At 56.1% G+C, this 22721-nt stretch carries 26 protein-coding genes; 19 read left to right on the top strand and 7 right to left on the bottom strand.

All coding sequences use genetic code 11. The features are described from left to right. Nucleotides 1-70: 70 nt before the first annotated feature. Both BJ885_RS14850 and BJ885_RS14845 read left to right on the top strand, forming a co-directional pair. On the top strand, nt 71-829 hold the full coding sequence (locus BJ885_RS14850; RefSeq protein WP_021242066.1) for a M48 family metallopeptidase: 759 nt from the start codon (nt 71-73) through the stop codon (nt 827-829). A gap of 209 nt (nt 830-1038) precedes the next feature. Beyond that, on the top strand, nt 1039-2307 hold the full coding sequence (locus tag BJ885_RS14845; protein ID WP_121932212.1) for an OprD family outer membrane porin: 1269 nt from the start codon (nt 1039-1041) through the stop codon (nt 2305-2307). A 51-nt stretch (nt 2308-2358) separates the two neighbouring features. On the opposite strand, the gene speB is transcribed toward BJ885_RS14845, so the two are convergent. From speB to yqgB, 3 genes are all read right to left on the bottom strand, one after another. After that, nucleotides 2359-3279, bottom strand: coding sequence for an agmatinase (gene speB / locus BJ885_RS14840; RefSeq protein ID WP_014071686.1), 921 nt, complete (start codon nt 3277-3279; stop codon nt 2359-2361). Between the two features lie 230 nt (nt 3280-3509). Beyond that, the gene (speA, locus tag BJ885_RS14835) at nt 3510-5486 is read right to left on the bottom strand and encodes a biosynthetic arginine decarboxylase (protein ID WP_023309121.1); all 1977 of its coding nucleotides are present in this window, start codon (nt 5484-5486) and stop codon (nt 3510-3512) included. An 8-nt stretch (nt 5487-5494) separates the two neighbouring features. After that, nucleotides 5495-5626, bottom strand: coding sequence for an acid stress response protein YqgB (yqgB, locus tag BJ885_RS14830; protein ID WP_127341063.1), 132 nt, complete (start codon nt 5624-5626; stop codon nt 5495-5497). Between the two features lie 663 nt (nt 5627-6289). Here yqgB and metK point away from each other — a divergent pair. The 8 genes from metK (at nt 6290) to ruvX (ending at nt 13373) form a co-directional block, all read left to right on the top strand. Next, nucleotides 6290-7444: a methionine adenosyltransferase gene (gene metK / locus BJ885_RS14820; protein WP_121932211.1), complete on the top strand. Its 1155-nt coding sequence runs from the start codon at nt 6290-6292 to the stop codon at nt 7442-7444. A gap of 359 nt (nt 7445-7803) precedes the next feature. Continuing rightward, entirely contained in the window at nt 7804-9201 is a 1398-nt protein-coding gene (gene galP / locus BJ885_RS14815) for a galactose/proton symporter (RefSeq protein ID WP_023309123.1), read from the top strand. A gap of 58 nt (nt 9202-9259) precedes the next feature. After that, the gene (locus BJ885_RS14810) at nt 9260-9757 is read left to right on the top strand and encodes a SprT family zinc-dependent metalloprotease (RefSeq protein ID WP_121932210.1); all 498 of its coding nucleotides are present in this window, start codon (nt 9260-9262) and stop codon (nt 9755-9757) included. 94 nt (nt 9758-9851) lie between these two features. Next, on the top strand, nt 9852-10559 hold the full coding sequence (endA, locus tag BJ885_RS14805; RefSeq protein ID WP_023333343.1) for a deoxyribonuclease I: 708 nt from the start codon (nt 9852-9854) through the stop codon (nt 10557-10559). 51 nt (nt 10560-10610) lie between these two features. Further along, complete coding sequence (gene rsmE / locus BJ885_RS14800; RefSeq protein ID WP_121932209.1) at nt 10611-11342, top strand: 16S rRNA (uracil(1498)-N(3))-methyltransferase; 732 nt, start codon at nt 10611-10613, stop codon at nt 11340-11342. Between the two features lie 19 nt (nt 11343-11361). Then, the gene (gene gshB, locus BJ885_RS14795) at nt 11362-12309 is read left to right on the top strand and encodes a glutathione synthase (RefSeq protein WP_029739222.1); all 948 of its coding nucleotides are present in this window, start codon (nt 11362-11364) and stop codon (nt 12307-12309) included. Between the two features lie 87 nt (nt 12310-12396). Further along, complete coding sequence (locus tag BJ885_RS14790; RefSeq protein ID WP_008499752.1) at nt 12397-12957, top strand: YqgE/AlgH family protein; 561 nt, start codon at nt 12397-12399, stop codon at nt 12955-12957. Beyond that, nucleotides 12957-13373, top strand: coding sequence for a Holliday junction resolvase RuvX (ruvX, locus tag BJ885_RS14785; protein ID WP_029739223.1), 417 nt, complete (start codon nt 12957-12959; stop codon nt 13371-13373). The genes BJ885_RS14790 and ruvX overlap by 1 nt, the downstream gene beginning before the upstream one ends. A 10-nt stretch (nt 13374-13383) precedes the next feature. On the opposite strand, the gene BJ885_RS14780 is transcribed toward ruvX, so the two are convergent. Further along, on the bottom strand, nt 13384-14364 hold the full coding sequence (locus BJ885_RS14780; protein ID WP_121932208.1) for a type IV pilus twitching motility protein PilT: 981 nt from the start codon (nt 14362-14364) through the stop codon (nt 13384-13386). A 17-nt stretch (nt 14365-14381) separates the two neighbouring features. Here BJ885_RS14780 and BJ885_RS14775 point away from each other — a divergent pair, with 17 nt between their 5' ends. The 6 genes from BJ885_RS14775 (at nt 14382) to BJ885_RS14750 (ending at nt 18098) form a co-directional block, all read left to right on the top strand. Continuing rightward, nucleotides 14382-15083 carry a YggS family pyridoxal phosphate-dependent enzyme gene (locus tag BJ885_RS14775; protein ID WP_121932207.1) on the top strand — a complete coding sequence of 234 codons (702 nt, stop codon included), beginning with the start codon at nt 14382-14384 and terminating at the stop codon, nt 15081-15083. Nucleotides 15084-15104: 21 nt separating this feature from the next. Then, on the top strand, nt 15105-15671 hold the full coding sequence (locus BJ885_RS14770) for a YggT family protein (RefSeq protein WP_010435467.1): 567 nt from the start codon (nt 15105-15107) through the stop codon (nt 15669-15671). Then, nucleotides 15668-15964 carry a DUF167 family protein YggU gene (gene yggU, locus BJ885_RS14765; RefSeq protein WP_023333349.1) on the top strand — a complete coding sequence of 99 codons (297 nt, stop codon included), beginning with the start codon at nt 15668-15670 and terminating at the stop codon, nt 15962-15964. Before BJ885_RS14770 ends, yggU begins: the two co-directional genes overlap by 4 nt. A gap of 3 nt (nt 15965-15967) precedes the next feature. Continuing rightward, nucleotides 15968-16561, top strand: coding sequence for an XTP/dITP diphosphatase (locus tag BJ885_RS14760; protein ID WP_121932206.1), 594 nt, complete (start codon nt 15968-15970; stop codon nt 16559-16561). Beyond that, nucleotides 16554-17696, top strand: coding sequence for a radical SAM family heme chaperone HemW (hemW, locus tag BJ885_RS14755; protein WP_121932205.1), 1143 nt, complete (start codon nt 16554-16556; stop codon nt 17694-17696). Before BJ885_RS14760 ends, hemW begins: the two co-directional genes overlap by 8 nt. Nucleotides 17697-17759: 63 nt before the next feature. Next, on the top strand, nt 17760-18098 hold the full coding sequence (locus BJ885_RS14750) for an endonuclease domain-containing protein (protein WP_059347694.1): 339 nt from the start codon (nt 17760-17762) through the stop codon (nt 18096-18098). Nucleotides 18099-18180: 82 nt separating this feature from the next. Here the strand turns inward: BJ885_RS14750 and BJ885_RS14745 are convergent, their stop codons facing one another. From BJ885_RS14745 to trmB, 3 genes are read right to left on the bottom strand one after another with little or no spacing between them, the layout of a single operon-like run. After that, nucleotides 18181-18897, bottom strand: a complete 717-nt coding sequence (locus BJ885_RS14745) for a DUF2884 domain-containing protein (protein WP_023309135.1) — start codon at nt 18895-18897, stop codon at nt 18181-18183. Between the two features lie 56 nt (nt 18898-18953). After that, nucleotides 18954-19280, bottom strand: coding sequence for a YggL family protein (locus tag BJ885_RS14740; RefSeq protein ID WP_023333354.1), 327 nt, complete (start codon nt 19278-19280; stop codon nt 18954-18956). Further along, a complete protein-coding gene (gene trmB, locus BJ885_RS14735) occupies nt 19280-19999 on the bottom strand; it encodes a tRNA (guanosine(46)-N7)-methyltransferase TrmB (protein WP_047646325.1) in 720 nt (239 codons plus the stop codon). Before trmB ends, BJ885_RS14740 begins: the two co-directional genes overlap by 1 nt. 144 nt (nt 20000-20143) lie before the next feature. On the opposite strand from trmB, the gene mutY reads away from it, so the two are divergent. From mutY to mltC, 3 genes are read left to right on the top strand one after another with little or no spacing between them, the layout of a single operon-like run. Beyond that, nucleotides 20144-21196, top strand: coding sequence for an A/G-specific adenine glycosylase (mutY, locus tag BJ885_RS14730; RefSeq protein ID WP_183128635.1), 1053 nt, complete (start codon nt 20144-20146; stop codon nt 21194-21196). Nucleotides 21197-21222: 26 nt separating this feature from the next. Next, nucleotides 21223-21495: an oxidative damage protection protein gene (locus tag BJ885_RS14725; protein ID WP_023309138.1), complete on the top strand. Its 273-nt coding sequence runs from the start codon at nt 21223-21225 to the stop codon at nt 21493-21495. A 56-nt stretch (nt 21496-21551) separates the two neighbouring features. Further along, the gene (gene mltC, locus BJ885_RS14720; protein WP_047646327.1) at nt 21552-22628 is read left to right on the top strand and encodes a membrane-bound lytic murein transglycosylase MltC; all 1077 of its coding nucleotides are present in this window, start codon (nt 21552-21554) and stop codon (nt 22626-22628) included. Nucleotides 22629-22721: the final 93 nt, after the last annotated feature.

Genomic DNA, 22721 nt, shown 5'->3' with positions numbered 1-22721 from the left:
CCCGACACCGGCTTCGCTGACGGTGCACTTTTCGGATTTTATTCAGATTAACGAGTACGGAAGCAACCTCATGAAAATGCGTGCAATAGTGCTGGCCCTGGGTACAACGCTCCTGCTGAGCGGCTGTCAGAATATGGATTCTAACGGTCTGATGACGTCAGGCGCAGAGGCCTTTCAGGCCTATTCCCTGAGCGATGCGCAGGTGAAAGCGCTGAGCGACCAGGCCTGTAAAGATATGGACGGAAAAGCCACGCTTGCGCCGGCTAACAGTACCTACACGCAGCGTCTGAATAAGATTGCGTCCGCGCTGGGCGACAACATCAACGGCCAGCCGGTGAACTACAAGGTGTACATGGCGAAAGACGTGAACGCCTTCGCGATGGCGAACGGCTGTATCCGCGTCTATAGCGGGCTGATGGACATGATGACCGACAACGAAGTGGAAGCGGTGATCGGCCACGAAATGGGCCACGTTGCCCTGGGACACGTGAAGAAAGGGATGCAGGTTGCGTTAGGCACCAATGCCATCCGCGCAGCAGCGGCCTCAGCGGGCGGTATCGTTGGCAGCCTGTCGCAGTCACAGCTTGGCGATGTGGGAGAAAAACTGGTTAACTCTCAGTTCTCACAGCGTCAGGAGTCCGAGGCGGATGACTACTCCTACGATCTGTTGCGCAAACGCGGCATTAATCCATCAGGTTTAGCCACCAGCTTTGAAAAACTGGCCAAGCTGGAAGCGGGACGCCAAAGCTCCATGTTTGACGATCATCCGGCTTCGGAAGAACGTGCACAGCATATTCGCGACCGTATGGCCGCAGACGGAATTAAATAATTTTAGAAGGAGGCAGTTTTGCCTCCTTTTTATTTCGCATGAATTGTTAACTTAACAGCACGTATCGATAACACCTCTGAAAGCCCTGCCAAATCTGCCCTATCGCATTGAAATGTCTGGTCACATAATTATTGCAAAGGTCACTTTTTCCGGTAATTATCACCTCGCAGTTATTCAAATTAATATATCCAGACAGAGACGTTCCCTCCGTGAAAAAAGAATTATCATTAATTGCTTTAAGTTTATTTGCTGCATTACCTGCCGCTGCTAGCCAGCAATCCGACAGTCAGGGTTTTATTGACGACAGCCATCTGGATCTGTTTTTACGCAATGCGTATATCAGCCGCGACTACCATCAGGGCCAGCAGGACAAAGCCGAATGGGGTCAGGGGATCATCGCCACGTTTGCATCCGGCTATACCGAAGGGCTGGTGGGCTTTGGTGTGGACGGTATTGCTCAATACGGTGTGCGCCTGGACGGCGGTCGTGGCAAAAGCGGCGCAGGCGGCATCGACTTCTTTAAACAGGAAGATGATGGCCGGGCAAAATCCGATCTGGCAAAGTTTGGCGCCACCGCCAAAATGCGCATATCAAACACCGTGCTGAGCTACGGAAATCAGCGTCCTGAGCTGCCTATCATCAATGCCGACAGCTCCCGCCTGCTGTTTGAAAGCTACACCGGCACCATGCTGACCTCGAAAGAGATCGACGGTCTGGAAGTCAACGCTGGTTACTTCACCGACGAGCAGCGTAAAAGCGATGACCGCCACGACAGCGGGCTGAAGAGCCTCTCCTTCGGCGGTGCGAGCTATCAGTTTAACGATCAGTTCAGCGGCGCGCTGTACGCCTCTCATAATGAAGAGGTAATGAACAAGCAGTACCTGGGCATGAACTTCAAACAGCCGTTCAGCACCGGGCAGCAGCTGGTACTCGACTTCAACGGTTATAACTCCCGTCTGGACCAGGGCTACGCGGACAGCCTCGATACGGGCCGCAGCAACACCATCTGGAGCCTGGCGGCGAGCTACATCTGGAACATTCACACGTTCAAAGTGGCGTACCAGCAGAGCAGCGGCAGCACCGGCTACAACTACGGCGGCTATCGCGACAAGGGCGGCGTGGGTGACGGCGGTAACACCATCTGGCTGGCGAACTCCTACTGGTCTGATTTTAACGGCGAAGATGAACGTTCCTGGCAGGCATCCTACGGTCTGGACTTCGCCGGCCTTGGCTTACCGGGCCTGAGCTGGACCACCGCATACGTGCGCGGCGATAACATCAAAACCTCTGAAACCAGCAACGGCAAAGAGCACGAGTGGTTTAACCAGATCCAGTACCAGGTGCAGGATGGTCCGGCGAAGGATCTGAAGCTGAAATTGCGTTACTCCGTACTGCGCGTCTCCAGCAACGCCAGCGAGTACAACGTGGGCGGGGATGAGATCCGCGCTTACGTGGAATACCCGTTTAACGTGTTCTAAAGGCAATAAAAAACCTCTCGAGAGAGAGGTTTTTTTCACGCAAGGCGAGGCTTATTCGCCTTTTTTGGCTGCCTGAATGTAGAGCATTTCCAGCGCCAGAGTCGCTGCGGCCAGCGCGGTGATCTCGGACTGGTCGTACGCAGGTGCCACTTCCACCACGTCCATCCCGACAATGTTCAGATCCTTCAGGCCGCGCACCAGCTTAATGGCACGATCTGAGGTCAAACCGCCGATGACCGGCGTACCGGTGCCCGGTGCAAATGCCGGATCCAGACAGTCGATGTCGAAGGTCAGATACACAGGCATATCACCCACGATCTGCTTCACCTGAGCGATGATGTCGTCGACGCCGCGATCGTTAACCTGGCCCGCGTCCAGCACTGTGAAGCCGTTGTCTTTGTCGAACTCGGTGCGGATGCCGATCTGCACGGAGTGGTTCGGGTCGATCAGACCTTCGTTCGGCGCGGTGAAGAACATGGTGCCGTGGTCAAACTCACAGCCGTTCGCGTAGGTGTCGGTATGTGCATCGAAGTGCACCAGCGCCATTTTACCGAAGTGCTTTGCATGGGCGCGCAGCAGCGGCAGGGTCACGAAGTGGTCACCGCCGAAGGAGAGCATGCGCTTACCGGCAGCCAGCAGCTTCTCGGCGTGCGCCTGCAGCTTCTCGCTCATCTCACGCGCGTCGCCGAAGGCGTACACTAGGTCACCGCAGTCCACCACGTTCAGGCGCTCGCGCATGTCGAAGTTCCACGGGAAGCGGTTATGCTCCCAGGCCAGGTTCGTGGAAACCTGACGAATCGCAGCCGGGCCGTGACGACCACCCGCGCGGCCAGATGTTGCCATGTCGAACGGCACACCGGTGATCACCCAGTCAGCGTCGCTGTCGTACGGCTGGAAGTTCATCGGAAGGCGTAAAAAACCAAACGCGTTAGATACCAGAGAGTTATCGTACTGATGACCTAAAGTGCTCATGTCCTGACCTCTTTTAAAGTCGATACATTAAAAACAGCTGAAAAAAAATCCCCTCCGCGTCGTTAAACCCGACGAGGAAGGGATTGATTCGTAAATCGCTTATTGGGGCGAATTATCGCCGGTAATGCATACGGGTTCAAGTGAGTATAGCATTCTGCCGGATGACGGCTTCGCCTTACCTGGCCTACATTCGTAGGCCCGGTAAGCGCAGCGCCACCGGGCATCAGCGGCTACTCGTCTTCCAGGTAAGTGTACCCGTACAGACCCGCTTCAAACTCTTCCAGGAACTGCTGCTGGAGCGCATCGTCCAGCCCGGTGTTTTTCACCTGGTCGCGGAACTGGGTGAGCAGTTTTTTCGGATCCAGCTGAACGTATTCCAGCATGTCCGCCACGGTGTCCCCTTCATCGGACAGCTCGATTTCCACGTTGCCGTCAGGGAACACGAACACGTCCACCGCTTCGGTATCACCGAACAGGTTGTGCATGTTACCGAGGATCTCCTGATACGCGCCGACCATAAAGAAGCCCAGCATCGGCGGGTTCTCCGGGTCGTATTCCGGCATTGGCATCGTCGTTGCGATACCGTCGCCGTCGACGTAGTGGTCGATGGCACCGTCGGAGTCACAGGTGATGTCCAGCAGCACCGCACGGCGTTCCGGCGCGTGGTTCAGCCCTTCCAGCGGCAGAACCGGGAACAGCTGGTCGATACCCCAGGCATCCGGCATCGACTGGAACAGCGAGAAGTTGACGTAAATCTTATCCGCCATACGCTCCTGCAGCTCGTCGATAATCGGACGGTGCGCGCGGTTGCTCGGGTCGAGCTGTTTCTGCACTTCATGGCACATGTTCAGGTAGAGCTGCTCCGCCCACGCGCGCTCCTGCAGGCTGAAGGTGCCTGAAGAATAACCCACGTGAATGTCGTGCAGGTCCATCTGGCTGTCGTGCAGCCATTCGCGCAGGGAACGACGCGTGCCCGGCTCGTGCATCTCCTGCCAGGTTTCCCACATGCTTTGCAGGGAACGCGGGGCATCGTCTGCCGGAGGCGTCGCTTCTGAGATTTCGCTACGCTCAACGCCGATGATGTTAGAGACCAGCACCGTATGGTGCGCGGTCACCGCGCGACCGGATTCGGTGATCACCGTCGGGTGCGGCAGGCCGTTCTCTTCACAGGCATCGCCGATCGCCCAGATGATATTGTTCGCGTATTCGTTCAGGCCGTAGTTCACCGAGCAGTCAGACTGCGAGCGGGTCCCTTCGTAGTCCACGCCGAGGCCACCGCCCACGTCGAAGCACTGAATATTCACGCCAAGCTTGTGCAGCTCCACGTAGAACCGCGCGGATTCACGCACGCCGGTGGCGATGTCGCGAATATTGGCCATCTGCGAGCCGAGGTGGAAGTGCAGCAGTTGAATGCTGTCCAGACGACCGCGCTCGCGCAGGATTTCCACCAGCTGCAGCACCTGGTTTGCCGCCAGGCCAAACTTGGATTTTTCACCGCCGGAGGACTGCCATTTCCCGGAACCTTGTGACGCCAGACGCGCACGCACGCCAAGGCGCGGCACCACGTTCAGACGTTCGGCTTCTTCCAGCACGATGGCGATTTCGGTCATCTTTTCGATAACCAGATAGACCTTGTGGCCCATCTTCTCGCCAATCAGCGCCAGACGAATGTATTCACGGTCTTTATAGCCGTTACAGACGATCACTGAACGGGTCATGCCCGCATGCGCCAGAACCGCCATCAGCTCCGCTTTGGAACCTGCTTCCAGGCCCAGCGGCTCGCCGGAGTGGATCAGGGATTCAATCACGCGGCGGTGCTGGTTCACCTTGATCGGGTAAACCAGGAAGTAGTCGCCTTTATAGCCGTAGGATTCACGCGCGCGTTTGAACGCGGCGTTAATAGAACGCAGGCGATGTTGCAGGATCTGCGGGAAGCAGAACAGTGCAGGCAAACGCTGGCCCTGAGCCTCACGGGCTTTCACCAGTTTCGCGAGATCCACGCGCGCTTCAGGGACGTCCGGATCCGGGCAGACGCTGATGTGGCCCAGTTCGTTAACGTCGTAGTAGTTATTGCCCCACCAGGCAATATTGTAAGTGCGCAGCATCTTGCTGGCTTCCTCGGAGCTCATCGCAACCTCCTGCATAGAACGTAGTACACCCTGTTCGCCCGCTGACGAAGGCGAAAAAGAAGACATGTCGTCAGACATAGCGAACCTCAACTCTTTGTAATAAGTGTAAAACAGTTGACTACTATCGCAGCGTTATACGGCGATAACAACCCATAAACGGCTCCGTTTCCCAGCAGAGTATGCTGAAAACCAGACCGTGCGACCGGTTTCTTATTCATATCATTGTAAAACACGTATCCGAACTCTGTATGACAAGGTTCGGCGAAACCACGAGAAAACTCTTGTATTAACAAGAGCGCCCTTGTTCAGTTTTCACAAAGCGTGACCGGCCCTGGAATCCTGAGAAGCGCCGAGATGGGTATAACATCGGCAGGTTTGCAGACTAGAAATGCGGGTTGCGGGAATCAAATACGCGCCAGAACGGCTGCGCTGAATGTGCGGAAAACGATGGTTCATTATCTCGTATCACCTCCACGGCCGCCTCTATTGAAACGGACCACAAGCCAAAGCTAAAAGTTCACTGCTTAACCCGGCTGGAAGTGGCGACACGATGAGTTCATCGAGCGCTTATTTTATATGAGCCGCGCGCCGCGTTTTATACCGAGAACAGGGGTAAAAAGCAAAAGATAAATGTGCGTGTTGCCGGGGCCGTCAGGAATTATTGCCAGCAGCAATTTCAACCGAGTGAGAGGTTAGTCAAAAAAAACTGGAAATCGGGCGAAGAAGTGACCTAAAATAGCCATCCAGATGTTAATCCATCTATACTGATTAACACTCATACTGCCAGTGTCAAAAACCTGCAGGCCTTGGTAGAATTATCTCCTTTGGCTATTCCACACAGCAGCTTGAGCTAACCAAATTCCTCTTAGGTGAAATAAAACATGGCAAAACACCTGTTTACGTCCGAGTCCGTATCAGAAGGACATCCTGATAAAATTGCTGACCAAATCTCCGATGCAGTGCTGGATGCGATCCTGGCGCAGGATCCTAAAGCGCGCGTAGCGTGCGAAACCTATGTCAAAACCGGCATGGTTCTGGTCGGCGGTGAGATCACCACCAGCGCATGGGTTGATATCGAAGAGATCACCCGTAACACGGTGCGTGAGATCGGCTATGTGCATTCTGATATGGGCTTTGATGCCAACTCCTGCGCGGTTCTGAGCGCGATTGGCAAACAGTCTCCAGACATCAACCAGGGCGTTGACCGTGCCGATCCGCTGGAACAGGGCGCGGGCGACCAGGGCCTGATGTTCGGCTATGCAACCAACGAAACCGACGTGCTGATGCCAGCACCGGTCACCTACGCACACCGTCTGGTGCAGCGTCAGGCTGAAGTTCGTAAAAATGGCACCCTGCCATGGCTGCGCCCGGATGCGAAAAGCCAGGTCACCTTCCAGTATGACGACGGCAAAATCGTTGGGATTGACGCGGTAGTGCTGTCTACCCAGCACTCCGAAGATATCGATCAGAAATCCCTGCAGGAAGCAGTGATGGAAGAGATCATCAAGCCGGTTCTGCCGACCGAATGGCTGAGCTCTGCGACCAAATTCTTCATCAACCCAACCGGACGCTTCGTTATCGGCGGCCCAATGGGTGACTGCGGTCTGACCGGTCGTAAAATCATCGTTGATACCTACGGCGGCATGGCGCGCCACGGTGGCGGTGCGTTCTCCGGTAAAGATCCGTCTAAAGTTGACCGTTCTGCGGCGTACGCGGCGCGTTATGTGGCGAAAAACATCGTTGCAGCCGGCCTGGCTGACCGCTGTGAGATCCAGGTTTCCTACGCGATCGGCGTAGCTGAGCCAACCTCCATCATGGTTGAAACCTTCGGTACTGAAAAAGTGCCTTCAGAACAGCTGACGCTGCTGGTGCGCGAGTTCTTCGATCTGCGTCCATACGGCCTGATTCAGATGCTGGATCTGCTGCACCCAATCTACAAAGAAACCGCTGCATACGGTCACTTTGGTCGTGAACATTTCCCATGGGAAAAAACCGACAAAGCCGCCATGCTGCGTGAAGCTGCCGGTCTGAAGTAATCGACTGACATCTGCGTGATAAAAGGCCAGCCTTCGGGCTGGCCTTTTTTTGTTGGTGGCGCCGCAAAGGTGCACATATGGTACCGATTACACCGCACCGGATGCGTCTCGCTTTCAGAATATTCTCTTTGCATGATCGCCTTTCTTCTGCTGTTACATCTCCTTTCAGTTAAGTCTGAAATGTGTTCTTTCGCGATGCATATCACCTCGTTTACCTCTATATTTTCAAAGCTTTAATTATTTTTACGGTTGTACGTTAGTGTAACCGATTACACCTATGTGATTAATCTCACATATTTTTACGGGTCACTCACCTACCCTTTACATCAATAAAACTGATAACCCAACTGGAGGGCATAATGCCTGACAATAAAAAACAGGGGCGTACGTCCAACAAGGCGATGACATTCTTCGTCTGTTTCCTCGCCGCCCTGGCAGGATTACTTTTTGGCCTGGATATCGGCGTCATTGCCGGTGCATTACCTTTCATCACTGACGAGTTCCAGATCAGCGCTCACACCCAGGAGTGGGTGGTCAGCTCCATGATGTTCGGCGCCGCAGTGGGTGCCGTCGGCAGCGGCTGGCTCTCCTTCAAGCTTGGGCGTAAAAAGAGCCTGATGATCGGCGCGATCCTGTTCGTTGCCGGTTCACTCTTCTCTGCCGCTGCGCCTAACGTTGAGGTCCTGCTGGTTTCCCGCGTGCTGCTCGGTCTGGCCGTGGGCGTGGCGTCCTATACCGCCCCGCTTTACCTGTCTGAAATCGCGCCGGAGAAAATCCGCGGCAGTATGATTTCGATGTATCAGCTCATGATCACCATCGGTATTTTGGGCGCGTATCTTTCCGATACCGCGTTTAGCTACAGCGGCGCATGGCGCTGGATGCTCGGCGTGATCATCATTCCGGCCATTCTGCTGCTGATTGGCGTCTTCTTCCTGCCGGATAGCCCGCGCTGGTTCGCCGCGAAACGTCGATTCCACGATGCCGAACGCGTACTGATGCGCCTGCGCGACACCAGCGCCGAAGCGAAAAACGAGCTGGAAGAGATCCGCGAAAGCCTGAAGGTCAAACAGTCCGGCTGGGCGCTGTTTAAAGAGAACAGCAACTTCCGCCGCGCGGTGTTCCTCGGCGTGCTGCTTCAGGTGATGCAGCAGTTCACCGGGATGAACGTCATCATGTATTACGCGCCAAAAATCTTTGAGCTGGCGGGCTATACCAACACCACCGAGCAGATGTGGGGGACCGTCATCGTGGGTCTGACCAACGTGCTGGCGACCTTTATCGCCATCGGTCTGGTGGACCGCTGGGGACGTAAGCCAACGCTGACGCTGGGCTTCCTGGTGATGGCGGCCGGTATGGGCGTCCTCGGTACCATGATGCATGTGGGCATTCACTCACCAACCGCCCAGTACTTTGCGGTAGGTATGCTGCTGATGTTTATCGTCGGGTTTGCGATGAGCGCCGGCCCGCTGATTTGGGTGCTGTGCTCTGAGATCCAGCCGCTGAAAGGGCGTGATTTTGGTATCACCTGCTCTACCGCAACCAACTGGATTGCCAACATGATCGTCGGCGCAACGTTCCTGACCATGCTCAATACCCTTGGCAACGCGAACACCTTCTGGGTCTACGCCGGTCTGAACATCTTCTTTATTGTGCTGACAATCTGGCTGGTTCCAGAAACCAAACACGTTTCTCTGGAACATATTGAACGTAACCTGATGAAAGGTCGTCCTCTGCGCGAAATCGGCGCCCACGACTGATCCTCATGCGAGAGGCGCCTCTTGCGCCTCCCCGCTTCGCGCTTTATGCTCTGCCCCTATGAAAGCACCCCGTCTTCCCATCGCCCTTCAGCAAGCCGTTATGCGCAGCCTGCGGGAAAAACTCGCCCAGGCGAACCTGAAGCTCGGCCGCAATTACCCTGAACCTAAGATCGTTTATCAGCAGCGCGGCACCGCGGCGGGTACTGCCTGGCTCGAGCCCTATGAGATCCGCCTTAACCCGGTGCTGATGATGGAAAACCAGCAGGCGTTTATCGAGGAAGTGGTACCGCACGAGCTGGCGCATTTGCTGGTGTGGAAACACTTCGGACGCGTCGCGCCGCACGGGAAAGAGTGGAAGTGGATGATGGAAGCAGTGCTCGGCGTTCCGGCACGCCGCACCCATCTGTTCGAGCTGGAATCGGTGCGCCGCAATACCTTCCCCTACCGCTGCCAGTGTCAGCAGCACCAGCTTACCGTCCGCCGCCATAATCGCGTGGTGCGCGGCGAGGCGACCTACCGCTGCGTCAAATGCGGCGAGCCGCTGGTTGCGGAATAATCATCTGAACTTTCAGGAACTTTCCTGATCTGACTGATTGCATACGGGAACAACATTCGTTACGTTGCGGGCTCGTTTTGACACGGAGTGTAAGATGTCCCGTAATTTTTCTCTCGCGGTCGCCTTTCTGACGACGGCGCTCTCAGGCCATGCTCTGGCCGACGGTATCAACAGTTTTTCCCAGGCTAAGGCAGCAGGCGTGAAGGTGAACGCCGATGTGCCGGGCGATTTCTACTGCGGCTGTAAAATTAACTGGCAGGGTAAAAAAGGGGTCGTTGACCTTGAGTCCTGCGGCTATAAGGTGCGTAAAAACGAAAACCGCGCCAGCCGTATTGAATGGGAGCATGTCGTTCCGGCCTGGCAGTTTGGCCACCAGCGCCAGTGCTGGCAGGATGGCGGACGTAAAAACTGCGCCAAAGATCCGGTTTATCGCCAGATGGAAAGCGATATGCATAACCTGCAGCCTGCCGTAGGAGAAGTGAACGGCGACCGGGGTAATTTCATGTACAGCCAGTGGAACGGTGGCGAAGGCCAGTACGGCCAGTGCGGTATGAAGGTTGATTTTAAAGAGAAAGTCGCCGAGCCCCCTGCCCGCGCGCGCGGCAGCATTGCCCGTACCTACTTCTATATGCGTGACCGTTATGACCTCAACCTTTCACGCCAGCAGACGCAGCTGTTCAACGCCTGGGACAAGCAGTACCCGGTGACGGAGTGGGAATGCCAGCGCGACGAGCGCATCGCCAGAGTCCAGGGGAATCACAACCCTTACGTCCAGCGGGCTTGCCAGGCGCAAAAGAGCTAACCTACACTACGGCCATTCGCTTATATCGCATGACACATGGAATTTCTGACTATGCGCATTCCCCGCATTTACCATCCTGAACTGATTACCGCAGGCCGTGAAATCGCCCTGTCTGATGACGCCGCCAACCACGTTGGCCGCGTGCTGCGCATGGGCGCAGGTCAGGGAATACAGCTGTTCGACGGCTCGAACCAGGTTTTCGACGCGGAAATCACGCGGTCGGATAAAAAAAGCGTACACGTTAACGTGCTGCGTGGCGAAGTGGATGACCGGGAATCACCGCTGCATATCCATCTGGGCCAGGTGATGTCGCGCGGTGAGAAAATGGAGTTCACCATTCAGAAATCCATTGAACTGGGTGTAAGCCTCATTACGCCACTTTTTTCTGAGCGCTGTGGCGTTAAACTGGATGCGGAACGTCTGAACAAAAAGATCCAGCAGTGGCAGAAAATTGCCATTGCGGCTTGCGAACAGAGCGGCCGCAACCGTATTCCGGAGATCCGCCCGGCGATGGATCTGGAGGACTGGTGTGCAGAAGAGGAGAGCGGGCTGAAGCTCAATCTTCATCCGCGCGCCAGCGCCAGCATCAATACGCTGCCCCTGCCCGTCGAGCGCGTACGCCTGCTGATTGGCCCCGAAGGCGGCCTGTCGGCGGACGAAATTGCGATGACGGCACGTTACCAGTTTACTGATATTCTGTTGGGACCTCGCGTTCTGCGCACTGAGACAACGGCACTCACGGCCATTACCGCGCTACAGGTACGGTTTGGCGATCTGGGTTGAAGCATTAACGGAGAAGAACATGATCAAGCTCGGCATCGTGATGGACCCCATCGCAAACATTAACATCAAGAAAGATTCCAGCTTCGCCATGCTGCTGGAAGCGCAGCGTCGCGGCTATGAACTCCACTATATGGAGATGAACGATCTTTACCTGATCAACGGTGAAGCCCGCGCGCGCACCCGCATCGTTAACGTCGAGCAGAACTACGACAAATGGTACGAGTTCGGCACCGAGCAGGACATTGCCCTGGCCGATCTCAACGTCATCCTGATGCGTAAAGATCCGCCGTTCGACACCGAATACATCTACAGCACCTACATCCTTGAGCGTGCAGAAGAGAAAGGCACGCTGATCGTCAACAAGCCGCAGAGCCTGCGCGACTGCAACGAGAAGCTCTACACCGCCTGGTTCTCTGACCTGACGCCGGAAACCCTGGTGACCCGCAGCAAAGCGCAGCTGAAGGAATTCTGGCAGAAGCACGGCGATATCATCATGAAGCCGCTGGACGGCATGGGCGGCGCGTCGATTTTCCGCGTGAAAGAGAGCGATCCGAACATTGGCGTGATTGCCGAAACGCTGACCGAACTCGGCACGCGTTACTGCATGGCGCAGAACTATATTCCGGCGATCAAAGACGGCGACAAACGCGTTCTGGTGGTAGATGGCGAACCGGTTCCTTACTGCCTGGCGCGTATCCCGCAGGGTGGCGAAACCCGCGGGAACCTGGCGGCCGGTGGCCGCGGTGAGCCGCGCCCGCTGACCGAAAGCGACTGGGAAATTGCCCGCCGCGTTGGCCCAACGCTGAAAGCCAAAGGCCTGATCTTCGTTGGCCTGGATATCATCGGCGATCGCCTGACCGAAGTGAACGTCACCAGCCCGACCTGCATTCGTGAAATTGAAGCGGAATTCCCGATTTCGATCACCGGAATGCTGATGGACGCTATCGAAAAACGTTTACAGAAATAACCTAACAATACTATTAGTGACAGCGCCTGTGTTTGTCCCCATACTGGGCGCTGTCGCTTTTTAAACCAGGAAACAGTACCTCTGACAATGAATTTACAGCATCACTTTCTTATTGCCATGCCTGCTCTCCAGGACCCGATTTTTCGCCGTGCCGTGGTTTATATTTGTGAATACAATGAAGACGGCGCGATGGGTATTATCATCAATAAACCACTGGAAAATCTTCAGGTTGAAGGAATTCTGGACAAGCTGAAAATACCGGCTGAAGCGCGACTGCCGGAAATCCGGCTTGATAAACCGGTGATGCTGGGTGGACCTCTTGCAGAAGATCGCGGCTTTATCCTGCATACGCCGCCGGTATTCTCTTCCAGCATTCGAATTTCGGATAACACCGTCATTACAACCTCGCGCGACGTGCTTGAAACGCTGGGCACCGCAGAGCAGCCTTCTGAAGTGCTGGTGGCACTGGGCTATTCGTCGTGGGAGAAAGGCCAGCTTGAGCAAGAGATCCTCGATAACGCCTGGCTTACGGCGCCTGCGGACATGAATATCCTGTTTAAAACCCCTATCGCCGATCGCTGGCGTGACGCGGCGAAACTGATTGGCATTGATATCCTGACCATGCCAGGCGTTGCGGGGCACGCCTGATGAGCGGAACGCTTCTGGCCTTCGATTTTGGTACCAAAAGCATTGGCGTTGCCGTGGGTCAGCGCATCACCGGTACCGCGCGTCCGCTCACGGCCCTGAAGGCTAATGACGGCACGCCCGACTGGAATCTTATCGAACGTCTGCTCAAAGAGTGGCAGCCGGATGACGTGATTGTTGGGCTGCCGCTGAACATGGATGGTACAGAACAGCCGCTTACCGCCCGGGCGCGTAAGTTCGCCAATAAAATCCATGGCCGCTTTGGCGTCTCCGTGAAGCTTCACGACGAGCGTCTTAGCACCGTCGAAGCGCGTGCGGGCCTGTTTGAGCACGGCGGCTTCCGTGCGCTCAACAAAGGCAGCGTGGACTCCGCTTCTGCCGTGATTATCCTCGAAAGCTATTTCGACCAGGGCTTTTAACCACAGGGGCCTACAGCCGCCCCTGCGCCCGTCTCTCCGCCAGGCTCTGGTCAAAGTTCTGCATTCCTGCCTGCTGACCGGTTTGAATGATCCCGGGCAGTTGCCACGTTTTCCCTTCGCGAATCAAATTCGCCGCCGCCGCAGTGTTCACCAGCAGTTCATACAACGCGACGCGCCCGCCCTGTAGATCGGGAAGCAGCCTCTGCGCCAGCACCGCCCGCAGGCTGCCGGCCAGCTGGTTACGCACCGGATCTTTCTCCTGCGCCGGGAACGTATCGACCAGCCTTTCAATCGCCTGTGATGCCCCGCGCGTATGCAGCGTCGCCAGCACCAGATGTCCGGTTTCCGCCGCCGTCAGCGCCAGACGGATCGTTTCGCTGTCGCGCAGCTCCCCCAGCAGAATAACGTCCGGATCCTGGCGTAAGGCGCCGCGCAGCGCTTCAGCAAATGACGGGCTGTGCTGGCCTATCTCCCGCTGCTGGATCAGGCAACGTTCGCTCTGGTAGATAAACTCCACCGGATCTTCAAGCGTGAGGATATGACCGTCAGCATGGTGGTTGAGAAAATCGACCATCGCCGCCAGCGTAGTGGATTTGCCGCTGCCGGTCGCCCCCGTGACCAGAATCAGCCCGGCGTCATTGGACAACAGTTCCGGGATCGCCCGCGGCGCGCCCAGCGAAGAGAGTTGCGGACAGGTACGCGGCAACAGCCGCAGCGTCAAAGAGACACCTCTCATCTGCTTAAAGGCACTGCCGCGCAGCCGCTGGTCTCCCGTCACCGTCGCGGCAAAATCCACCTGCCCCTTTGCCCACCATGTTCCCTGCTGCTCATCGTTAAGCCATGCTTTTAATAACTCCCCAACGTCGGGAGGCGGAAAGGGAGCGGGTTCAAGCCGGCCTAATCTGCGCCAGCGCGGTGGCGAATCACTGCACAGGTGTAGATCGGAGACGTTATGCTTTACACTAAGGGCCACAATTTCTTCCACATCCATAGACTACTCCTCGGAAAATGAACGACATTGCGCATAACCTGGCACAGGTCCGGGACAAAATCTCAGCCGCCGCAGCGCGCTGCGGCCGTGCTTCAGAAGAAATTACGCTGCTTGCAGTCAGCAAAACCAAGCCTGCGAGCGCCATCGCAGAAGCTATTGATGCAGGCCAGCGGGCGTTTGGTGAAAACTACGTGCAGGAAGGCGTGGATAAAATTCGCTACTTCCAGGAACAGGGGAAGACGAGCCTGCAATGGCACTTTATTGGCCCGCTGCAGTCGAACAAAAGCCGTCTGGTGGCAGAGCACTTCGATTGGTGCCATACCGTTGACCGTCTGCGTATTGCTACCCGTCTGAATGACCAGCGTCCGGCAGACATGCCGGCACTCAACGTGCTTATTCAGGTCAACATCAGCGACGAAAACAGCAAGTCCGGCATTGCACTGAGCGAACTGGACGCGCTGGCCGCAGAGGTGGCCGAACTGCCGCGCTTAACCCTGCGCGGGCTGATGGCAATTCCGGCGCCTGAGTCAAGTTATGAAAGGCAATTTGCCGTGGCACAGCAAATGGCTGTAGCATTTGAGGCGCTTAAAGCGCGCTATAACACGGTAGACACGCTTTCTTTGGGCATGTCGGATGATATGGAAGCCGCCATCGCGGCAGGCAGCACTATGGTGCGCATCGGTACGGCAATTTTCGGTGCGCGCGACTACTCAAAATAATAAGGAAACCTGAGGAACGCCATGAAGACGTTGACTTTCCTGCTCTCAACAGTGCTTGAGCTGTATACGATGGCGCTTTTGCTGCGCGTCTGGATGCAGTGGGCCCGCTGTGATTTTTACAATCCTTTCTCGCAGTTTGTCGTGAAAATCACGCAACCTGTTGTTGGACCGCTGCGCCGCATTATCCCGGCGATGGGTCCCATCGACAGTTCGTCGCTGCTGGTGGCGTTTATTCTGAGCGTTATCAAAGCGATCGTGCTGTTTATGGTCATCACCTTCCAGCCGATTATCTGGATTGCCGCGGTCCTGATTCTGGTCAAAACCGTCGGCCTGCTGATTTTCTGGGTGCTGCTGGTCATGGCCATCATGAGCTGGGTAAGCCAGGGCCGTAGTCCGGTAGAATATGCGCTGATCCAACTGGCCGAGCCGCTGCTGCGCCCGATTCGCAACCTGCTGCCTTCGATGGGCGGTATTGATTTTTCCCCGATGATCCTGGTTCTGCTGCTCTATGTGGTCAACATGGGGATCGCTGAGCTGTTACAGTCCACGGGCAATATGCTGCTGCCGGGGCTGTGGATGGCGCTATGAGTGCCGTAAGCACCTGCGCTGACGGGCTGGTTTTGCGGCTGTATATTCAGCCAAAAGCCAGCCGTGACAGTATTGTTGGGCTGCATGGCGACGAGTTAAAAGTCGCCATCACCGCCCCGCCGGTTGACGGCCAGGCGAACGCGCATCTGACCAAATATCTGGCAAAACAGTTTCGCGTCGCCAAAAGCCAGGTCATCATTGAAAAAGGTGAACTTGGGCGACATAAACAGGTAAAAATCCTTAATCCGCAATCTATCCCGACGGAAGTCGCGGCTCTGAAAGAACAGGACTAAACCATGCAGAAAGTTGTTCTCGCGACCGGCAACGCCGGTAAAGTGCGCGAGCTGGCCTCGCTATTAAATGATTTTGGGCTGGACGTGGTCGCCCAGACCGATCTTGGCGTGGAGTCCGCCGAAGAGACGGGGCTGACGTTTATCGAAAACGCGATCCTGAAAGCACGCCACGCCGCCCAGGTAACCGGCCTGCCAGCGATTGCCGACGACTCCGGCCTCGCCGTGGATTTTCTCGGCGGCGCGCCGGGGATTTACTCTGCGCGCTATTCCGGCGTGGACGCCACCGACCAGCAGAATCTGGAAAAGCTGCTTGTCGCCCTGAAAGACGTCCCGGACGAGCAGCGCACCGCGCAGTTCCACTGCGTGCTGGTCTATATGCGCCACGCGGAAGACCCGACGCCGATCGTCTGCCACGGCAGCTGGCCTGGCGTGATTACCCGTGAAGCGGCTGGCAATGGCGGCTTTGGCTACGACCCGATTTTCTTTGTCCCGACCGAGGGCAAAACCGCTGCGGAACTGACCCGCGAAGAGAAAAGCGCGATTTCCCATCGTGGACGCGCACTGAAACTGTTACTGGAAGCACTGCGTAATGGCTAATTTGCCGCCTCTGAGTCTTTATATTCACATCCCGTGGTGCGTGCAGAAATGCCCGTACTGCGATTTCAACTCGCACGCGCTGAAGGGCGAAGTGCCGCACGATGACTACGTTGCGCATCTGCTGGCCGACCTGGACGCCGATGTCGCTTACGCACAGGGACGTGAAGTTAAGACCATTTTCATTGGTGGCGGTACGCCGAGCCTGCTGTCCGGCCCGGCGATGCAGACGCTGCTGGACGGCGTGCGCGCGCGCCTGAACCTGGCGGCGGATGCGGAAATTACGATGGAAGCCAACCCCGGCACCGTTGAGGCCGACCGTTTCGTCGAGTATCAGCGCGCGGGCGTGAACCGCATCTCCATCGGCGTGCAGAGCTTTAGCGAACCGAAGCTAAAACGTCTGGGACGCATTCACGGCCCGGAAGAGGCGAAGCGCGCGGCAAACCTGGCGACCGGGCTGGGCCTTCGCAGCTTTAACCTGGATTTGATGCACGGCCTGCCGGATCAGTCGCTGGAAGAGGCGCTGGACGACCTGCGCCAGGCGATCGAACTGAACCCGCCGCACCTGTCGTGGTATCAGCTCACCATCGAGCCAAACACGCTGTTCGGTTCCCGCCCGCCGGTGCTGCCGGACGACGACGCGCTGTGGGATATCTTCGAGCAGGGTCACAGGCTTCTAACCGCTGCGGGCTATCAGCAGTATGAAACGTCCGCGTACGCGAAGCCGGGCTATCAGTGCCAGCACAACCTGAACTACTGGCGCTTCGGCGACTATCTGGGGATTGGCTGCGGCGCGCACGGCAAGGTGACCTTCCCGGACGGGCGCATTCTGCGCACCGCCAAAACCCGCCACCCGCGTGGATACATGGAAGGCCGCTACCTGGAGCGTCAGCACGACGTTGAGGCGGCGGATAAGCCGTTTGAGTTCTTTATGAACCGCTTCCGTCTGCTGGAAGCCGCGCCGCGCGCGGAATTTGCGCGTTATACCGGACTGTCGGAGTCGGTGATTCGCTCGCAGATCGACGAGGCGCTGGCGCAGGGGTATCTCACCGAGAGTGAGGAATACTGGCAAATCACCGAGCACGGCAAGCTGTTCTTAAATTCCCTTCTTGAGCTGTTCCTCGCCGAAGAATCCTGAAGGCTTATTCAGGATTTTGCATCCCGTTCTGCCGGCTGAGGAAAAGGCTGGCAGAGTGTGGGGATGGAAAAATCAAAACAACTCCGCAAAGAAATGACGCCCGAAGAATTACGCCTCTGGTATTTGCTCAGAGGTCGTCGTTTCTTTGGGTATAAGTTTCGCCGTCAGATGCCGATTGGGGCCTATATCGTCGATTTTGCCTGCTTTAAGGCGAAACTGATCGTTGAGCTGGATGGGGGACAACATCAGGGTGAAGAGGACTATGATTCACGTCGTACCGCGTTTTTGAATACGAACGGATGGGAAGTCGTAAGGTTCTGGAATAATGAATTCAGGGCTAATGAGGAGGTGGTATTGATGGCTATTCTGCAGCGACTGCAATGCCTGATGCCCTCACCCTAACCCTCTCCCACAGGGAGAGGGAACGATTACACCCTCTCCCATGGGGAGAGGGCCGGGGTGAGGGGCCCAGCGCGCAGAGATCTTACTTAAGCGTCCCCACCAGCGCCTTCCGACTATCTTCCAGCGACACCACGCGTTTACACACGTCTTTGCCGAACTGCTGGAAATCATCTTCCTGGTTCTTCCACTCGTTCTGAATGGAGGTCTGCAAGCCGCCCAGACTGCCCAGCACGCCCTGCAGTGGGTTACCGCCGCCTTTCAGCACGGCTTTCGCCCCCATTTCGTTGATGCTGTCCTGCAGGATGCCGCCCATCGCCTGATTCACCAGCTGCTGCCCGTCAGCGCGGACCTGATCGATCGCCTTGTAGTGGAACGTCAGGCCGTCGGTGCGCGTCTCGATAATGCGGTTCATCTGCTCTTTAAGCTGCTTATCGAGCTTCGTCAGGCGGGTGCGCATGTTGCTGCTCTCACCCACTTCTTTAGTAATGATCTTATCCAGCGCGACGCGGCTTTTCTCAACGCGGGTCAGCGCGCCGTCGTTAATCCACGGCAGTGCGGTACGCAGCTCAGCCTGGTAATCCTTCGCCTGCTCGCGCTGCGCGGCAGTCAGGTTTTGCGGCTTGCCGTTAAACGTCACGTTACCATCCGGCGTAATCACCAGATTGCCGTTCTCGCCTTTGACCTGCACGGTTTGCGGGCTTAACACCACGTCATCACGCGGGGTGACGCTACATTGATAATCCGCATGGGCGGTGAATCCGGTTGCCATCAAAGCAACAGCCAGTAACGTTTTGCGCATCTTAAACACTCCCTCAGACAAAATGGGCCAGCTAATGCTGGCCCCTTACTGCTTTATTAGTCCCACCAAACGTCGAAAAGTTCGCTGACGCGGACATCTTCGAGCTTGTGGTCTTCAAGCCATTTACGTACCAGCGCCTGATGTTCTTCGGTGCATTTACCCACTTCCTGGGTGCAGATCAGACCTTCCCAGGCCAGGTAACCGCTACCGTCGAAGGCCAGCTTGTTTGGCTCAATCACGTCATTGATGAACGCATCCACGTCCCGATCGATCTGTTCTACACTGGTGCCTTCCGGGAAACGCCACGCAACGGAGAAGCCCACTTCCTGGAATTCTTCGATGTGCATCTTTTTACGCAGACGACGGCTACGATTCTTTGCCATTATTTCACCCTCTCGAACATTAAGTCCCATACACCGTGACCAAGACGATGGCCACGCTGTTCAAATTTCGTTACCGGACGCGATTCCGGACGCGGTACATAGTCGTTGCTCTCAGACAGGTTTTTATACCCGTCCAGCGACGACATCACTTCCAGCATATGTTCCGCATACGGTTCCCAGTCGGTCGCCATATGGAAGACACCGCCCAGCTTCAGCTTACTTTTCACCAGCTCGGCAAACGGTGCCTGAACGATACGGCGTTTATTATGACGTGCTTTGTGCCACGGGTCAGGGAAAAAGAGCTGAACCATGGTTAAAGAATTGTCAGGAATCATTTTATGCAGCACTTCCACCGCGTCGTGACACATCACGCGCAGGTTCTCAACGCCCTCTTCATGGGCCGTTGCCAGGCATGCCCCCACGCCCGGAGAGTGAACTTCGATACCGAGGAAGTTCTGCTCCGGGCGCGCTTTCGCCATGGTCACCAGCGAGGTGCCCATACCAAAACCGATCTCCAGCGTGACGGGTGCTTCGCGGCCAAACAGCTCGGTAAAGTCCAGAGGCTGCTCGCTGAACTCAACGCCCATCACCGGCCAGTAGTTGTCCAGCGCATGTTGCTGCCCTTTTGTCAGGCGGCCCTGACGGCGGACAAAGCTGCGAATACGGCGCAGCGGGCGACCGTTTTCATCAAATTCCGGTGAAATGACGTCGTTTTTCATAAAAGAGTTGTCTGCTTGTGAGAATGTTCGGGAAACGGGCATTATCCAAAGTTAAGGCTTCTATGCAAGCATGGGAAAGATCCGGTTTACAGCAGATTGACGCTGTGCTGCAATCTGCGTCCCTGATTATGCGATTCGATGACCATGCAAGCCTCTCAATTTTCAGCCCAGGTGCTGGACTGGTACGACAAATACGGGCGTAAAACCCTGCCCTGGCAAATTGAAAAAACGCCTTACAAAGTATGGCTCTCCGAGGTGATGTTGCAACAAACGCAGGTCGCCACGGTCATTCCTTACTTCGAGCGTTTTATGGCGCGCTTCCCGACGGTGACCGATCTGGCCAACGCCCCGCTGGACGAGGTCCTTCATCTGTGGACCGGTCTTGGCTATTACGCCCGCGCGCGTAACCTTCACAAGGCCGCACAGCAGGTCGCGACGCGCCACAACGGGAAATTCCCGGAAACCTTCGATGAGGTGGCCGATCTTCCCGGCGTAGGACGTTCAACCGCAGGCGCCATTCTCTCCCTGTCTTTAGGCAAGCATTTCCCGATCCTCGACGGCAACGTGAAGCGCGTGCTGGCACGCTGCTACGCCGTCGACGGCTGGCCGGGGAAGAAGGACGTTGAAAAACGTCTGTGGGAAATAAGTGAAGCGGTCACCCCGGCCAACGGCGTCGAGCGTTTCAACCAGGCGATGATGGATCTCGGCGCGATGGTCTGCACGCGCTCAAAACCAAAATGCGAACTCTGCCCGGTGAATAATCTCTGCGTGGCGTATGCCAACCATTCGTGGGCGCAATATCCGGGTAAGAAACCCAAACAGACGCTGCCGGAGCGCACCGGCTATATGCTGCTGATGCAGCACGGCGACGAGGTATTCCTCGCCCAGCGTCCACCGAGCGGCCTGTGGGGTGGTCTATACTGCTTCCCACAGTTTGAAAATGAAGACCTGCTGCGTGAATGGCTTAAACAGCGCGGAATTGCTGCCGATAACCTGACGCAGCTGACCGCGTTTCGCCATACCTTCAGCCATTTCCACCTGGATATTGTCCCCATGTGGCTTCCCGTGTCGTCATTTGTCTCGTGCATGGATGAAGGCACCGCTCTCTGGTATAACTTAGCGCAACCGCCATCAGTCGGACTGGCGGCTCCCGTGGAGCGCCTGTTACAGCAATTACGTGCCGGTGCAATGGTTTAGCATCGACAAGAAAAAGAGGAATGAGTATGGCCAGAACGATTTTTTGTACTTTCCTGCAGCGTGACGCTGAAGGCCAGGATTTCCAGCTTTATCCGGGCGACCTGGGTAAACGCATCTACAATGAAATCTCCAAAGAAGCCTGGGGACAGTGGCAGAAAAAGCAGACCATGCTGATCAACGAGAAAAAACTCAGCATGATGAACCCGGAGCACCGCAAGCTGCTGGAGCAGGAGATGGTGAGCTTCCTGTTCGAAGGTAAAGACGTGCACATCGAAGGCTATACGCCACCGGAAAAATAACAGCGTGCGGGGGAAACCCCGCCGTTAAAGCAAACACAACACGCACTCCCGGAATGATGAAAAAACTTTTAGCGCTAGCCCTTGTTGCGCCGTTGCTTGTCTCGTGTTCGTCAAAAAAAGGCGAAGATTACAACGAAGCCTGGATCAAGGACACCAACGGTTTTGACATTTTGATGGGGCAGTTTGCCCACAACATCGAGAATATATGGGGATTTAACGAAGTTCTTATTGCCGGACCTAAGGACTACGTTAAGTACACCGATGCCTATCAGACCCGTAGCCACATTAACTTTGATGAGGGTACGATCACGGTTGAGACCATCGCAGGAACCGACCCTGCGGCACGACTCCGTCAGGCGATTATCAAAACCCTGCTGATGGGTGACGATCCGGGCTCTATCGATCTCTACTCCGATGCCGACGATATCACGATCTCGAAAGAGCCGTTCCTGTACGGCCAGGTTGTCGATCAGACCGGCCAGCCGATCCGCTGGGAAGGTCGCGCCACGAAATTTGCCGACTACCTGCTGCAGACGCGCCTGAAAAGCCGCTCTAACGGCCTGAAGATTATCTACAGCGTCACCATCAACCTCGTCCCGAACCACCTCGACAAGCGTGCGCATAAGTACATTGGGATGGTGCGTCAGGCCTCGCGCAAGTACGGCGTGGATGAGTCGTTGATCCTGGCGATTATGCAGACCGAATCCTCGTTCAACCCGTACGCGGTAAGCCGTTCCGACGCCCTGGGACTGATGCAGGTAGTGCAGCACAGCGCCGGGAAAGACGTCTTCCGCGCGCAGGGGAAATCCGGCACGCCGAGCCGCAGCTATCTGTTCGATCCGCAGAGCAACATTGATACCGGCACGGCCTACCTGGCGATGCTGAACAATGTGTACCTGGGCGGCATTGATAACCCAACGTCGCGCCGCTATGCGGTGATCACCGCCTATAACGGCGGTGCGGGCAGCGTGCTGCGCGTCTTCTCAAACGACAAGGTGCAGGCCGCGAACATCATCAACAGCATGGCGCCGGGGGATGTCTACTCCACCCTCACCACCCGCCACCCGTCTGCGGAATCCCGTCGCTATCTGTATAAGGTGAATACGGCGCAGAAGAACTACCGTCGTCGCTAGAAAACTACCCCTTACCCTAACCCTCTCCCCAAAAGGGAGAGGGAACTTGAACACCCATACGAAAATGTTATTTGCATCACAATCCAAACTGCA

Origin of the sequence: Enterobacter sp. WP_7_1, from assembly GCF_003688535.1 — a bacterium.
GTDB lineage: Bacteria > Pseudomonadota > Gammaproteobacteria > Enterobacterales > Enterobacteriaceae > Enterobacter > Enterobacter asburiae.
Note: the sequence above shows the minus strand (reverse complement) of the source record. Positions and strands in the feature narration are given on the sequence as shown.

Bases quoted from the DNA above. Each gene is read 5' to 3' on its own strand.
- BJ885_RS14780 (WP_121932208.1), bottom strand. From the start codon at position 14,364: ATGGATGTGGAAGAAATTGTGGCCCTTAGTGTAAAGCATAACGTCTCC.
- BJ885_RS14810 (WP_121932210.1), top strand. From the start codon at position 9,260: ATGAAAGCACCCCGTCTTCCCATCGCCCTTCAGCAAGCCGTTATGCGC.
- BJ885_RS14850 (WP_021242066.1), top strand. From the start codon at position 71: ATGAAAATGCGTGCAATAGTGCTGGCCCTGGGTACAACGCTCCTGCTG.
- trmB (WP_047646325.1), bottom strand. From the start codon at position 19,999: ATGAAAAACGACGTCATTTCACCGGAATTTGATGAAAACGGTCGCCCG.
- galP (WP_023309123.1), top strand. From the start codon at position 7,804: ATGCCTGACAATAAAAAACAGGGGCGTACGTCCAACAAGGCGATGACA.
- endA (WP_023333343.1), top strand. From the start codon at position 9,852: ATGTCCCGTAATTTTTCTCTCGCGGTCGCCTTTCTGACGACGGCGCTC.
- mltC (WP_047646327.1), top strand. From the start codon at position 21,552: ATGAAAAAACTTTTAGCGCTAGCCCTTGTTGCGCCGTTGCTTGTCTCG.
- BJ885_RS14725 (WP_023309138.1), top strand. From the start codon at position 21,223: ATGGCCAGAACGATTTTTTGTACTTTCCTGCAGCGTGACGCTGAAGGC.
- speB (WP_014071686.1), bottom strand. From the start codon at position 3,279: ATGAGCACTTTAGGTCATCAGTACGATAACTCTCTGGTATCTAACGCG.
- hemW (WP_121932205.1), top strand. From the start codon at position 16,554: ATGGCTAATTTGCCGCCTCTGAGTCTTTATATTCACATCCCGTGGTGC.
- BJ885_RS14750 (WP_059347694.1), top strand. From the start codon at position 17,760: ATGGAAAAATCAAAACAACTCCGCAAAGAAATGACGCCCGAAGAATTA.
- BJ885_RS14770 (WP_010435467.1), top strand. From the start codon at position 15,105: ATGAAGACGTTGACTTTCCTGCTCTCAACAGTGCTTGAGCTGTATACG.
- ruvX (WP_029739223.1), top strand. From the start codon at position 12,957: ATGAGCGGAACGCTTCTGGCCTTCGATTTTGGTACCAAAAGCATTGGC.
- BJ885_RS14760 (WP_121932206.1), top strand. From the start codon at position 15,968: ATGCAGAAAGTTGTTCTCGCGACCGGCAACGCCGGTAAAGTGCGCGAG.
- BJ885_RS14790 (WP_008499752.1), top strand. From the start codon at position 12,397: ATGAATTTACAGCATCACTTTCTTATTGCCATGCCTGCTCTCCAGGAC.
- yqgB (WP_127341063.1), bottom strand. From the start codon at position 5,626: ATGAATAAGAAACCGGTCGCACGGTCTGGTTTTCAGCATACTCTGCTG.
- rsmE (WP_121932209.1), top strand. From the start codon at position 10,611: ATGCGCATTCCCCGCATTTACCATCCTGAACTGATTACCGCAGGCCGT.
- gshB (WP_029739222.1), top strand. From the start codon at position 11,362: ATGATCAAGCTCGGCATCGTGATGGACCCCATCGCAAACATTAACATC.
- mutY (WP_183128635.1), top strand. From the start codon at position 20,144: ATGCAAGCCTCTCAATTTTCAGCCCAGGTGCTGGACTGGTACGACAAA.
- BJ885_RS14775 (WP_121932207.1), top strand. From the start codon at position 14,382: ATGAACGACATTGCGCATAACCTGGCACAGGTCCGGGACAAAATCTCA.
- BJ885_RS14740 (WP_023333354.1), bottom strand. From the start codon at position 19,280: ATGGCAAAGAATCGTAGCCGTCGTCTGCGTAAAAAGATGCACATCGAA.
- metK (WP_121932211.1), top strand. From the start codon at position 6,290: ATGGCAAAACACCTGTTTACGTCCGAGTCCGTATCAGAAGGACATCCT.
- yggU (WP_023333349.1), top strand. From the start codon at position 15,668: ATGAGTGCCGTAAGCACCTGCGCTGACGGGCTGGTTTTGCGGCTGTAT.
- speA (WP_023309121.1), bottom strand. From the start codon at position 5,486: ATGTCTGACGACATGTCTTCTTTTTCGCCTTCGTCAGCGGGCGAACAG.
- BJ885_RS14745 (WP_023309135.1), bottom strand. From the start codon at position 18,897: ATGCGCAAAACGTTACTGGCTGTTGCTTTGATGGCAACCGGATTCACC.